Source organism: Pseudoalteromonas sp. CNC9-20 (assembly GCF_022347875.1).
Taxonomy (GTDB): Bacteria; Pseudomonadota; Gammaproteobacteria; order Enterobacterales; family Alteromonadaceae; genus Pseudoalteromonas; species Pseudoalteromonas ruthenica.
In genome coordinates, this window is record NZ_JAKRFS010000001.1 from 754,530 (window position 1) to 767,837 (window position 13,308).

The window sequence follows — 13,308 nt, forward strand, 5'->3', positions numbered from 1 at the left end:
CGACTAAGTTCATTGATGGGTTCACGTTCCTACATTCAACCACAGGTCTATTTAATGTCTGTACAACACGTCCTCGTACTCAATTGTGGCAGCTCAAGTTTGAAGTTCGCTGTTATGGATGCCAACTCTGGCGATGAACTACTCACTGGATTAGCAGAACGTCTGCACAGTGACGACGCCACCTTAAAGTATAAATTTGCTGGCGACAAGCATACTAACGCCTTACCTAAGGGCGCCGATCACCAAACAGCGATCGATACCCTGGTCACGCTTATTGGTAATTTCTCTTTGAGCCAACATTTAATCGCCGTAGGTCATCGTGTGGTGCATGGCGGCGAACAATTCACTGGCTCGCAGATTATCACTCCCCATATTATTGATGCCATTACTCAAACGGCACAATTGGCGCCATTGCATAACCCGGCAAACCTAACGGGCATTCGGGCTGCACAGGCGGCATTTCCTGAGCTCGTTCAGGTTGCCGTATTTGATACCGCCTTCCATCAAACGATGCCTAAGCATGCTTATTTGTATGCCTTGCCTTACTCATTATATGAGCGCCATGGTGTGCGACGTTACGGCTTTCATGGTACCAGTCATGCGTATGTGAGTTTAATGGCTATTAAAGAGCTTGGATTAGATGCAGATAATAGCCGCATCATTAGTGCCCACCTCGGCAATGGCTGCTCGGTGTGTGCGATAAAAAATGGCCGCAGTGTTGACACTAGCATGGGGCTCACTCCTTTAGAGGGCGTGGTGATGGGCACTCGCAGTGGTGATATCGACCCGGGACTGTTTGACTTTCTGACTAACCAACTAGGTTATGCCAGTGCAGAAGTCAGCGACATACTCAACAAGCAAAGTGGCTTGTTGGGGATCAGCGAATTATCCAATGACTGTCGCACCATAGAAGAGGCGCATGTCGCTGGCAATGCCAAGGCTACCCTGGCCCTGGATATTTTCTGTTACCGACTGGCTAAGCAGATTGCTGCTTATTTAGTACCGCTTGCTGGTCTCGATGCACTTATCTTTACCGGTGGCATTGGCGAAAATTCAGACATTATTCGTGCTAAAGTGCTCGCCCATTTAAGCTTTTTAGATATCCATGTTGATCCAGAGAGTAACCTTGCGGCCCGCTTTGGCAACCTAGGCGTTATTACCACGGCAACCAGCCGTGCTCAGGCGGTGGTGATCCCCACCAATGAGGAGTGGATGATTTGCCAAGATGCCGCTCGCCTAGCAAAAGGAGTGTCATAATGTCACGTCGTATTATGCTAATTCCCGTCTCCACGGGTGTCGGCCTTACCTCTGTATCCGTGGGCTTAGTGAGGGCCTTGGAACAAAAAGCCATCAAAGTAAACTTCTTTAAGCCCATTGCCCAACCCCGTCGTGGCGAGTGTGGACCTGAGAAATCGACTGCGATCGTGAAAATCGGCTCTAGCATCAATCCACCGGAGCCATTTTCTTTGACCTACGCTGAAAATATGATTGGCGATGGCAAAGGAAATACATTGCTTGAAGAGATCGTTGAGCGTTTTGAAAGTGCAATTCATGATGATGAAATTGCCATCATTGAGGGCATGGTACCAACCAGAAACCAACCTTATGCGGGGCGTGTGAACCGAGAAATAGCCCAGACTCTTGGCGCTGATATTGTGTTTGTAGTGACTCCCAGTAATGACTCTTTAGAGGAGTTAGAAGACAAAATTGAGATAGCCGCTGGCAATTACGGTGGCATCAGTCACCCGCGTGTGCTTGGTTGTATCTTTAACAAAGTGAATGCGCCGCTTGATGAGCAAGGCCGAGCACGGGCCGACTTGGTTGAGCAATTCAACCCGGAGCAACTAGAAAATGAGCTGCACCGTTTAGCCTCGATGCCGCTATTTCGCCGGCAACCCTTTCGCTTGCTCGGTAGTATCCCGTGGGATTTCGAGCTGGTCGCTCCAAGAGCCATCGATTTAGCACAGTATCTTGATGCTAAAGTGATTCATCAAGGCGATTTATTACATCGGCGCTTACGTCGCGTAACCTTTTGTGCGCGCACCGTGTCTAACTTACTTAACCATATCTCTCCCGGAGTGTTACTGGTTACACCGGGGGACCGTTCAGATGTGTTAGTTGCAGGTTGCTTATCGGCGATGAACGGCACCAAGATAGGAGCCATTTTGCTCACCGGTGATATTGAACCTGAACCTCGTATTATGGCGCTGTGCCAACAGGCTATGGAACAAACCGGCCTGCCTATTTTGGCTACCGAGCACGATACGTGGCGCACGTCATTATTGCTGCATAACTTTAACCTTGAAGTGCCCTGCGATGATGAGCAGCGCGTTGATAAAGTTAAGGCGCATCAAGCCACCTATATCGATAGTCAGTGGCTCGATAGCTTGGCGCAAAGTTCGCAGAAAACACGTAAACTCTCGCCGCCAGCATTCCGTTACTTGCTTACCGGTAAGGCTCGTAGAGCCAACAAAACCGTCGTCCTGCCAGAGGGCGAAGAGCCACGCACCATCAAGGCTGCGGCTATTTGTGGTGAGCGCGGCATTGCCCGGACTGTGCTATTGGGCGACCCTCAAGAGATCGCGCGTATCGCTGAGCAACAGGGCGTGGAACTCAATGACTATGTTCAACTTGTTGACCCTGACAGCATCCGCGCTAACTACGTTGCACCTATGGTTGAGCTTCGTAAGAACAAGGGTCTTACCCATGTTGTCGCCGAGGAATTGCTGCAAGATAACGTTGTGCTGGGTACCATGATGTTAGCCGAAGGCGAAGTCGATGGGCTAGTGTCTGGGGCTGTCAATACCACGGCCAACACCATTCGCCCACCGCTGCAGTTGATCAAAACGGCGCCAGGCTCATCTCTGGTATCATCGGTCTTTTTCATGTTGCTGCCAGATCAAGTGCTGGTTTATGGCGATTGTGCTATTAACCCAGACCCAACGGCGGAGCAATTGGCAGATATTGCTATCCAGTCGGCAGATTCAGCGGCCGCTTTTGGCATTGAACCTAGGGTGGCGATGATCAGCTACAGCACCGGTAGCTCGGGCGCGGGCGCCGACGTCGAAAAAGTACGGACCGCCACTGAATTAGCGCAACAAAAACGTCCCGATCTTATCATTGATGGGCCCCTGCAATATGACGCCGCGATCATGGAAAATGTAGCGCGCAAAAAGGCCCCAAATAGCCCAGTAGCCGGACAGGCAACGGTGTTTATATTTCCTGACTTGAATACCGGCAATACCACCTATAAAGCTGTACAACGAAGCGCCGAGTTAGTGAGTATAGGCCCGATGCTTCAAGGCATGCGTAAACCGGTGAATGACTTAAGCCGTGGTGCCTTAGTGGATGACATCGTCTACACCATCGCACTGACAGCAATTCAAGCACAACAAGCGGCTGAGCAACTGAGCGACGCCTGAACAATAATCAGGCAGCATAAATAAGTGCTGCCTTTTCATAAAGTTACAGACTATTAACCACGCTACCCCCAAACTTATCCACAGCTTTTGTTAGCAACTTATTTTGTCACCATGGCCCTTACCTCACCCCACTCTTAATACCCATTTATGTTGGATTTGCTTATAATCTAACTAAGCAAAAGCAAAGTCCCTAGACCCGTCGAGTTATTTTCGGTATAAGTTAACTTTAACCTCAAAGGGGATCGTTATGGCTAAACAAACGCTACAATTGCTTGCGAACGACTTTACGATTCATAGCTTTGAGAGCACCAGCGAGATCCCCAAAGCCATTACCCAAAGCGAGTTTTATTTCGTTGCCAAAACAGCCGAAGAGCTTTCCGTTGTATGCAACAGCGATATTGAGCTTGATAGTTTAGAGCAAGAACCAGGCTGGGTGGCCTTTGAAGTACTCGGTCCCCTTGGCTTTTCGCTTACAGGTATATTGTCTAATATTTCTGGCGTGTTGGCACAAGCGAACATTTCCATTTTTGCTGTATCTACCTTTGATACAGACTATATTTTGGTTAAACGCGTACAGGCAAAAAATGCCATGTCGACACTTAAAAAAGAAGGTTACACCGTTCGTTCATGAGCCAAGTTAGTCAATTTTGCTTGCCAGCTGAGTTACCCCCTTCACCCACCCTAACACTGTGTGCTCCTGTGAGCGGCCAGGTGCACCCTATAAATTGCCTGCCCAGTGCACTTATGGCACATGGGTTACTTGGCGCTGGGGTGTGTATCGAGATGCATTCACATAAGTTGGTAGCCCCTTGCGACGGTCAGCTACTCAGCGTTGATATGGGTGCCAAACAATGGCGCTTTAAAAGCAATAACGGCGTGCATATATTAGTGCATTTACACAGCGATGAGCCCACGCTAACGAACAAGGCAAAACTATCGGCGCTTAACTGCACCCCTGTACGCAAAGGGATGCAACTCGCTTACTTTGACCTACGCCAGTTTAAATCGGCAGCTCGGGTCGCTATGATAGTGACCCACACACGTTTTAGCGCAGAGGTATTATTTAGCCACAAGCAGGCACATTGCGCTGAGCCTTTGTTATTCATTTATCACAAGAAGTAGATTTCATGAGCATCATTCTTTACGGCATTAGTAATTGCGACACCATTAAAAAAGCGAAAAAGCACTTAGATAATTTGGGCGTCGATTATTCATTTCACGATTATCGCAAACACGGTCTCGACAGTGACCTGGTGGCACAACTCGAAGCCCTGTTTGGTTGGCAAACCATGGTCAATAAACGAGGCACCACCTATCGCCAACTCAGTGACGAGCAAAAACAGCAGCTTGATAAAGACAGCGCCATGGCATTAATGGTTGAACATCCAGCGTTAATCAAACGCCCTATTCTACGCACTGACGATCAGGCATTAATTGGCTATAAAGCGGCCGATTACGACAACATGTTCGCTAAGAGCTAATTATGAGTGATGTCATAAACCTAGCTAAAGAGCTGATGCGCCGGCGCTCGGTGACCCCTGATGACGCCGGTTGCCAGCATGTGATCAGTGAACGTTTAGCCAAGGTGGGCTTTAACAATGAGCCGATGTTTTTTGTTGATACCCTAAACACCTGGTCACGACGTAATAATCAGCCGCCCAATGTCTGCTTTGCCGGGCACACCGATGTGGTACCTACCGGCGATGAGAGCCAATGGCAATTCCCACCCTTTGCCGCCACAGAGCACGATGGTTATTTACACGGGCGCGGTGCCGCTGATATGAAAGGGTCATTGGCGGCGATGGTGGTAGCAACCGAGCGTTTCGTAAAAAAACACCCTAATCATAAAGGTTCAATCTCATTTCTTATCACCTCTGATGAGGAAGGACCCTTTATTAATGGCACCACTCGGGTTATAGACACACTGCAAGCACGTAATGAGCACATAGACATGTGTATTGTCGGAGAGCCTTCATCCACAGATAAGTTAGCTGATGTCGTTAAAAATGGCCGCCGTGGCTCATTAACTGCGTTTTTAACCGTGAAAGGTAAACAAGGGCACGTAGCTTACCCCCATTTAGCCGATAACCCCGTCCATCGCGCCACTGGTTTTCTAGACGCTTTGTGCGCTGAAAAGTGGGATGAGGGAAACGCATACTTCCCTGCCACCAGCATGCAAATCTCCAATATAAATGCAGGAACCGGAGCGGGAAATATAATTCCAGGGGATTTAGAGGTGCAATTTAACTTTCGCTACAGCACCGAAGTAACGGCACCACAACTACAGCAACGCGTTGTGCAATTGTTACAACAACACCAGCTCCCCTATGAGCTCAGTTGGGTGCACAATGGTGAACCCTTTATCACTGAGCCGGGTGAGCTGATTGACGCTGTCCAACAGGCAATTCATAGCCAATTGGGTTATCAAGCCGAGTTGCAAACCAGCGGCGGTACCTCTGATGGCCGCTTTATCGCCCCCACAGGGGCAAAAGTCGTCGAGCTTGGGCCGCGTAATGCGACTATTCACCAAGTGAACGAATGCGTCAGTTGTGCTGATTTAGACAACCTTGCGCTCATTTATGAGGGAATTTTGGAACGTTTACTCACATGAATCTAGCGATGTGTGCCACAGGGCGAAGTGACGAGCACTTAGTCAGTTATCAACAGCAATCTGTCCACCATGAGGCGCTACACGATTTGAAGCGGTTGCAGCGCGGGGCTGCAAAGGACGGTATTGATTTACGCGTAGCCTCGGCGTTTCGTTCGTTCTCACGCCAAGCTGCGATTTGGAATGCAAAATTTAATGGCCACCGCAGTGTATTAGATATCAATGAGCAGGTAGTCGAGTTGTCGCACCTCAATACTTTGCAACGATGCCAAGCTATTATGTTATTTTCAGCTCTCCCCGGTGCCAGTCGGCATCATTTTGGTACTGACTTTGATGTCTGGGACAATAGCGCTGTCAGCGACGACTATGCGCTGGCATTAACGCAGCAAGAATATGCACCCACAGGGCCTTTTGCACAGTTATCTCAATGGTTGGATGAGCACATGGCCGAGTACGGCTTTTACCGACCTTACGATTGTTATCGCGGAGGCGTAGCGCCAGAGCCGTGGCACATTAGCCATATAACCAGCGCCAGTATCTTGCTGCCATGGCAAAATCCGAGCACCATCGCCGATGCCCTGCGCGACAGTGACGTGGCTGGCAATGAGACAATCATGGCGCACCTCGATACCCTGTGTACGCAGTTTGTTACTAATGTTGGCCCTGTTTTTGCCGCGCGATAATAAACACGCCGATTGCAGCCACTAATACGGCGGCACTGATCATGGCAGTGCCGTCAATGCGCTCACCGAGCAAGACAGCCCCACCTACCATAGCCAGCGGCGGTACGCTGAGTTGCATCACCGCCGCTTGACTGGCTTTAATGCGCTGGATAACCCGATACCACAAGGCATACCCGAGCGCTGACGTTATAGCGCCCGAGACGAAAGCAAGCACAAGCCCTTTGGGGTGAGCAAATAAGGTTTGTTGTGATACCAATACTCCAACCATAATTAGCACTGAAAGCATTGCCGCTCGTTGAAAATTATCTGCACTTGCCAAAGTCGCGTCTTTGCGGCCTTGCCCGAGTATACTGTAGCTGCCCCACGCGACACCGGCGACTATCATAATTCCGCTATACCCTAAATGCACATCCGTGCCCTGTGGGCTCAGCAAAATGAAAAAGGCTGTCATCGCCACCAGTAGCATCACCCATTGCAAAACGCTGAAGCGCTCTTTGTGTAACAGGGCCCAAGAGATCATGCAAAACTGCACTGCACTGAACAGTAGCAAGGCGCCTAGGCCAGCATCTAAGCTAATGTATGCAATCGAAAAAGCAAACATGTAAACGGTCAAGCTTATTGCCCCGAGCCAACTGCCCCCTGCTGCCCGCACCGACTTCTTTTGGCTTTGCCGACCCGTAGAGCACATCACTAGGAGTGTTAACATTAAAGCGCCGCTAACGGTGCGAATGGCGGCAAAGCTCAACGGATCAATATGCACCATGGCCAAAGCCTCACGATTGAGTAAGGAATTAGCAGCAAATGCGAGCATGCTCAGCAGCGCATACAACCAAGGAGCATACCGAGAGAGTGAGGGCATAGTGGTTTCCATGTGTGCTTAATTATTTAGTAGCAGACAGGCAAAAACGGTAAAATTTTTCACGGCTTAGGGCATTAAAAACCCAATGGTGCTTCACACCAACGATAGGCTGGCGTGATAACCCTCACTAGCTTTGCCGATACCGACTGAAAAAGCGCCCGATGCGCTCCATCGCTGGTCGTAACTCATCTTTGTGCGGCAGGAACACAATGCGGAAGTGATCCGGCTCAGGCCAGTTAAAACCGCGCCCATGCACCAACAGAATTTTCTCTTGCGTAAGCAAATCTAACACCATGGTCTCATCATTGGTGATATTAAAGCGTTTTGTATCGACCTTAGCAAAGCCATACAACGCGCCTTTGGGTTTGACACAACTAATGCCGTCAATATCGTTCAACCCTTGCCAAGCGATAGTACGCTGCTCGTACAAACGACCACCCGGCTCGATTAACGCATCAATGGATTGCACGCCCCCTAACGCTTGTTGAATTGCGTTTTGTGCTGGCACATTGGCACATAAGCGCATCGAAGCAAGCATCTCTAGGCCTTTAATTAAGTCTGCCATCCTTTTGGTGGGCCCGCTTAGTACCATCCACCCCATACGTAAACCCGCTGCGCGATAAGTTTTCGCCAAGCCATTAAAGGTGATCACCGGGACATCGTCACACAACGCTGCAATAGAGCTATGTGGCGTATTATCAAATAGGATTTTCTCGTAAATCTCATCACTCAATAGTAATAAGTTGTGCTCGCGAGCGAGTGCGATAAGTTCATGCAAGAGTGCATTGCTATACACAGCCCCGGTGGGATTATTGGGGTTAATTAATACCAGTGCCTTGGTCTTATGGGTGATTTTACTACGAATATCGTCGATATCAGGAAACCAATCGGCCTGCTCATCACAGCGATAATGGACAGCTTTGCCTCCTGAGAGCGTCACACAGGCACTCCACAAGGGATAGTCAGGGGCAGGAATAAGGATTTCATCGTCATTATTAACCAGCGCTTGAGTCACCATTTGGATGAGCTCGCTGACCCCGTTACCAATAAAGATATTATCAACACTAAGGTTGTGTAGGCCGCGTTGTTGATAATGCTGATATACGGCTACACGCGCCGAGTATAAACCCTTTGAATCGCAATAACCTTGTGCTGAGCTCAGGTTACGGATGATGTCTCGAAGCATGTCCTCTGGCATGTCAAAGCCAAACGCGGCAGGGTTTCCGATATTGAGCTTAAGGACTTTTTGCCCTTCATCTTCCATGGCCTTTGCGGCTTGTAAAACCGGACCACGAATATCGTAACACACACCCTGTAACTTCTGGCTTTTGAGTATCTCGGACATACTTCCCCCTTAATCGAAATGCTCAGTTAGATTATCGGGCCCAAAGGGAAATTACCAGTAGCGACAGGGGGTTATTAATGAATTAATTTCAACTCTGTTGCTGCCACTGCTTCATTTGCACGACGCTACTGGCGATGACCTCATCCAAACTATCAATATCCTGCTGTAGTGACTGGCGCTCACCTTGAGATAACCCCTGCTCAATACGTCGCGCAGTATCTGCTAAGGTGATAGCACCGAATTGCGCCGCATTCGACTTTAAGCTGTGAATGTTACGTATCGCTTCACTATCTTGGCTATCTAAGCTTTGCAAAAAAGCACCATGTAAGCGGGTAAATTCACTAAAGCAAAAGGTCAACGTCGCATCAAATTGATCGGCCAATAAACTTTTCATGGCAACCAGCGCATTCTCATCTATTTTTATTTCCATGATACTAATTCCTAAGGTTATTTCTTAAAGCATAAGCTGAGATTAGCAAATGGACAACTTGGAGCAAGCACTTAAAGCAATTACAATAGCGGTGTTTGCAATTTAATGGGGCATCTATGGCTCGGAATCTGTGCGCTCAGTGTCACTACCCAAGCTCTCACTGCGTGTGTAAATATGTTATTGCGGTTGAAAATACCATCACTGTGTGGATTTTACGCCATCCCCACGAGCTTAGCCAAGCTAAGAGCACCACGCCGCTTCTTCAGCTCGCTTTAAAGCGAATGAATGTCTGTACCGGTGAAAACCCTGAAGATTTTTTGGCTGTGCAAAGTATCCTTGATCAGGGCGTTGCGGTTGTCTACCCCAGTGAGCAAGCAAACGCCATTGAGCAACTTAGCGAGCAGCGCGGTGCCATCAAGCATATTATTCTACTCGATGGCACCTGGAGTAAAGTACATCGGTTGTGGCAGCTGAACCCTTGGCTGCATGCCCTGCCTAGTTTGACTTTCGCGCAACCACCGGCAAGCGAGTACCGGATCCGTAAAGCAAACCGTGACGATAGCCTGTCGACGTTGGAAGCGACGAATTATTGTTTGGCTCAGCTTGAGGGCCTATCAACACAGCCCCTAAAGCAACTATTGGCTGGGTTCGTTCAGGAGCAGCTCAAAAACATGCCTGCGCATGTTCGTCAGCGGTACTCATCATGAGTCAGTTAATGGCAAAAAAGTACCGCCGAGGGCCTGATTATCGCTTTGGCGTTGATGTCGATTTTGCTGAAGTGCGTGCCACGTTTGGCTTTCGAGCCATATCTCTTGGCCGCTGGGTGAGCGCTGAGGAATGTCAGCGCGCCGCTAATCTAGTGTACGATGCGCTTGCGGACCTAACCCAGATTTTAGCCATCCCTCCCGAAGCGATTGGCCTGCGGCAAACCTTAACGCTGGCATTCGGTCAAGGCGGCCAGCTCGGTGTCCAAGCCCATTATCAAAGTACCACCCGGACCTTGGCATTGGCGAAAAACGCAGGCTGTGGTGCATTGGCTCATGAATGGTGGCATGCATTTGATCATTACATTAGTCGCTTCTTGTTCACTTCGCAGGTCAGCCGGCTCGCCTTTGCCAGCAAACTATGGCTGACGCGCGAAGATATCCATACACACCCCATGAACCAAGCGTTAAACTCTTTGTTCCGGCATTTATTTCTTGATGCCAGCGCGCATCATAGCTCCGATTACATGAAGCGCGCCATTGACCTTGATAATTCTGCTGGACGCCTTTACTATGCGATGCCTGAAGAGCTTAGCGCACGCGCTTTTGAGCATTATATTCAAAGCCATACGCTGCAAAACCAGTATTTGGTCAATGGTACTAAACAAGGTGAGTTGGCAAAGCTTGGCGGCTACCCTACTGACGATGAAGCGCGCCTGCTAGCGCCCTATTTCAGCCGTTACTTTGCGATTTTGGGTCAAGCCCTAAGCCGAAGTCATGATGCTGACTAAGCCATTGCATGTACTGAGCAACCGGCATAGGTTTAGCAAAATAATACCCTTGACCGATGTCACAACCATAGCTACGCATGTACTGCGCATCGCTCAGTGACTCAATCCCTTCTGCGACCACCATCGCTTGAAGACTTTGCGCAAGGTCGCAGGTGGCTTGGCATATTGACTGATCTTTTGGAGAGTCAGCAATATTGTGCACAAACTGCTTATCGATTTTGAGTTCGTTAAAGCCTAAGTAACTTAAATATGACAATGATGAGTAGCCGGTGCCAAAGTCATCAATGGCTAATTTCACACCAATGCGTCGGAATTCATCAAACACCGTTTTAGCGTTACGTTGACCGCCTATTGTCGCCGACTCTGTCAGCTCCAACATAATGCTCGATGGTGCGACCCGTTGCTCTTGTAGTGAGGTGAGAATATGCGTCGGCAAACTCTTATTGCTTAAGTCTCGACCAGAGATATTAATCGACATAACATGCTTGGGGGCGAACTCATGGAGTTTAGCCTGCAATGCAATACATTCGCTTAGCACCCATTCGGTTATTTCCATAATTTGCCCTGCCGACTCTGCAATGGGTATAAACTGGTCGGGGGTGATTAAGCCATTGCTAGGGTGTTGCCAACGCAGTAACACCTCGGCACCATAGACACTCTGATCTTGCAGACATATTTGCGGCTGCAAATAAATACGAAATTGGTTATCGCTGATGGCGGTCTTTAAATCTGAGGCTAAGCTTAAGCGCCGCTGCGAGCGAATACTGTCTTCCAAAGAGTACAGGTGCCACAACTGCCCGGGTAACCGGTCACGATATAAAGCTTGCATTGCGTAACGCACCAACTGCTCATGAGATTGGGCATGAAGTGGATAATTCGCAACACCAAAATCAACCTGGTCTATCAAGTGGGTATCATCAATCTCGACGCCCTCATTAAATACCGAATTGATCACGCATACCGCTTGCTCAATAGTGCTGAGCTCCAGTGTGCCACAAATCCCCAAAGCAAAAATATCGTCACTAAAGCGACACACCACAGCAGAATTCTGATGCCCCAGCGCCAATAGCGGTAATCCATCAAGTTGGTGTTCAACATGGTGGATCACCGATTTAATGTAACGATCCGCATGGCTAATACCGAAATTAGCGCGCGACTGCACCAAACCCCGAGGCTTAAACATAACCAGCGTGATGGCCTCGTGACGAGCGCTCTTCAAGGTTTTATTAAGCAATTGCTTATTTGCCAGACCGGTTCCAGAATCTGTATACACTATCTGGCGATGGGCCATCATTTGCCCACGCTCTCGCAGCGTCATCGCAAAGCCTATCAGCAAACAGTTCAATACTAAGGCAAAGGCAAACGCGGCGTACAAATAAATGCCCACTTCATAAGGTCGCAGATAAAATAACGCTAACGCCAGGACCACTGTGGCCAAAGGTAGCCAACTAAACGCCAATAACCTGCCCCAGCGCTGCATCGGACTGTATTTGACACTAGCAATAATGGCTAACACTAGGGTTGCGGCAAACAACACCTCCATGATTACTCCTTGGTGAGCCAACGTCATAAAGGGACTCACACTGGCGGCAATACAGCCAACCCACAACGCGGCTATAAACACTTTATGCAGGGTTTTCGCACGCTCATCTAGCCTGAGTAATCGCGATAAGAAAAGTAATAAAGAGATGCATATAATCACACCGTTAAGCGCCGTGTAGTGAACCAAAAAGCTGTGCACACTCTGGGGAGTTAAAAATCTAGTAATGCCAACTTGGGCCAGTAGAAATATGCTGCTACTGGCGATGTACAAGGCAAAAAATCCATAGTAACCAGCGCGATAGGCAAGCCACACAGCGACGCAGTAGATCACGAAGCCAAGCATCAACCCTGAAAAGGACGACCACCCAAGCCAATGCTGCTGTTGCTCTTTATTAAATGCGAGTTCTGTTTGATGCTCGAGGGCAAAAAGCGCATGACGCTGCGCCCGCACGTGCACATACACAATACGGTCTTGTGCACCACTAATGGCCATTGAGGCGCCAACATCACGCCCCGGTGGCCAAGCCAATGACCCTGCGGCACTGTGGCTCAGCAACCGGCCATTATCAAAAAGATAAAAGTCGATATTAAAAATGGCGGGGTTTTGCGCGCGCAAGTAACAGCTTGAACTGGGACAGCTATCAGCAGGCAGAGCAATCTTGAACCAATAATCCCCTCCCGCATTAAGCAGCATTGCTTCGCCCATCGCTACCATGCGACTTCCTACAAAGGGCTGTTGAGTTACCTGAGCTAATGACAGGGGCTGCTCGCTTTGCATCATCTCGACGCTGACATGCTGTTGGTCATCAGCCAGCGCACCACTATGCTCTGGAGCCAAAAATCCCAGCATAACGATAACCATGACCCACAAATGTGCGCTCAGTTTATGCTGCTTTACCATTAAGCCCCCGTGCAACTTCTTCC

At 49.0% G+C, this 13,308-nt stretch carries 13 protein-coding genes; 9 read left to right on the forward strand and 4 right to left on the reverse strand.

What is annotated here, in order from left to right; genetic code table 11:
• The first annotated feature begins 54 nt into the window (after positions 1 to 54).
• From MHM89_RS03405 to MHM89_RS03435, 7 genes are all read left to right on the forward strand, one after another.
• Entirely contained in the window at positions 55 to 1,257 is a 1,203-nt protein-coding gene (locus MHM89_RS03405) for an acetate kinase (RefSeq protein ID WP_138547163.1), read from the forward strand.
• Positions 1,257 to 3,422, forward strand: coding sequence for a phosphate acetyltransferase (gene pta, locus MHM89_RS03410; protein WP_239408068.1), 2,166 nt, complete (start codon positions 1,257 to 1,259; stop codon positions 3,420 to 3,422). Before MHM89_RS03405 ends, pta begins: the two co-directional genes overlap by 1 nt.
• Positions 3,423 to 3,669: 247 nt before the next feature.
• A complete protein-coding gene (locus tag MHM89_RS03415; protein WP_022943642.1) occupies positions 3,670 to 4,053 on the forward strand; it encodes an ACT domain-containing protein in 384 nt (127 codons plus the stop codon).
• Positions 4,050 to 4,544 carry a PTS glucose transporter subunit IIA gene (locus MHM89_RS03420; RefSeq protein WP_275441739.1) on the forward strand — a complete coding sequence of 165 codons (495 nt, stop codon included), beginning with the start codon at positions 4,050 to 4,052 and terminating at the stop codon, positions 4,542 to 4,544. The genes MHM89_RS03415 and MHM89_RS03420 overlap by 4 nt, the downstream gene beginning before the upstream one ends.
• Positions 4,545 to 4,549: 5 nt before the next feature.
• Positions 4,550 to 4,903, forward strand: coding sequence for an ArsC family reductase (locus tag MHM89_RS03425; RefSeq protein ID WP_239408070.1), 354 nt, complete (start codon positions 4,550 to 4,552; stop codon positions 4,901 to 4,903).
• Positions 4,903 to 6,033, forward strand: a complete 1,131-nt coding sequence (gene dapE / locus MHM89_RS03430; RefSeq protein WP_239408100.1) for a succinyl-diaminopimelate desuccinylase — start codon at positions 4,903 to 4,905, stop codon at positions 6,031 to 6,033. Before MHM89_RS03425 ends, dapE begins: the two co-directional genes overlap by 1 nt.
• Entirely contained in the window at positions 6,030 to 6,713 is a 684-nt protein-coding gene (locus MHM89_RS03435) for a M15 family metallopeptidase (RefSeq protein ID WP_239408071.1), read from the forward strand. The genes dapE and MHM89_RS03435 overlap by 4 nt, the downstream gene beginning before the upstream one ends.
• Here the strand turns inward: MHM89_RS03435 and MHM89_RS03440 are convergent.
• From MHM89_RS03440 to MHM89_RS03450, 3 genes are all read right to left on the reverse strand, one after another.
• Positions 6,682 to 7,572, reverse strand: a complete 891-nt coding sequence (locus MHM89_RS03440) for a DMT family transporter (protein WP_239408072.1) — start codon at positions 7,570 to 7,572, stop codon at positions 6,682 to 6,684. The genes MHM89_RS03435 and MHM89_RS03440 overlap by 32 nt on opposite strands.
• Positions 7,573 to 7,699: 127 nt before the next feature.
• Entirely contained in the window at positions 7,700 to 8,917 is a 1,218-nt protein-coding gene (locus tag MHM89_RS03445) for a pyridoxal phosphate-dependent aminotransferase (RefSeq protein WP_045978653.1), read from the reverse strand.
• An 88-nt stretch (positions 8,918 to 9,005) separates the two neighbouring features.
• Positions 9,006 to 9,347: an Hpt domain-containing protein gene (locus MHM89_RS03450; protein ID WP_022943635.1), complete on the reverse strand. Its 342-nt coding sequence runs from the start codon at positions 9,345 to 9,347 to the stop codon at positions 9,006 to 9,008.
• A 116-nt stretch (positions 9,348 to 9,463) separates the two neighbouring features.
• Between MHM89_RS03450 and MHM89_RS03455 the strand changes: the two genes are divergently transcribed.
• Positions 9,464 to 10,054 carry a tRNA-uridine aminocarboxypropyltransferase gene (locus MHM89_RS03455; RefSeq protein WP_235419124.1) on the forward strand — a complete coding sequence of 197 codons (591 nt, stop codon included), beginning with the start codon at positions 9,464 to 9,466 and terminating at the stop codon, positions 10,052 to 10,054.
• Positions 10,051 to 10,842, forward strand: a complete 792-nt coding sequence (locus tag MHM89_RS03460) for a CLCA_X family protein (RefSeq protein ID WP_239408073.1) — start codon at positions 10,051 to 10,053, stop codon at positions 10,840 to 10,842. The genes MHM89_RS03455 and MHM89_RS03460 overlap by 4 nt, the downstream gene beginning before the upstream one ends.
• On the opposite strand, the gene MHM89_RS03465 is transcribed toward MHM89_RS03460, so the two are convergent.
• Positions 10,784 to 13,285, reverse strand: a complete 2,502-nt coding sequence (locus MHM89_RS03465; protein WP_239408074.1) for an EAL domain-containing protein — start codon at positions 13,283 to 13,285, stop codon at positions 10,784 to 10,786. The two genes, MHM89_RS03460 and MHM89_RS03465, sit on opposite strands and share 59 nt — an antisense overlap.
• Positions 13,286 to 13,308 lie beyond the last annotated feature (23 nt).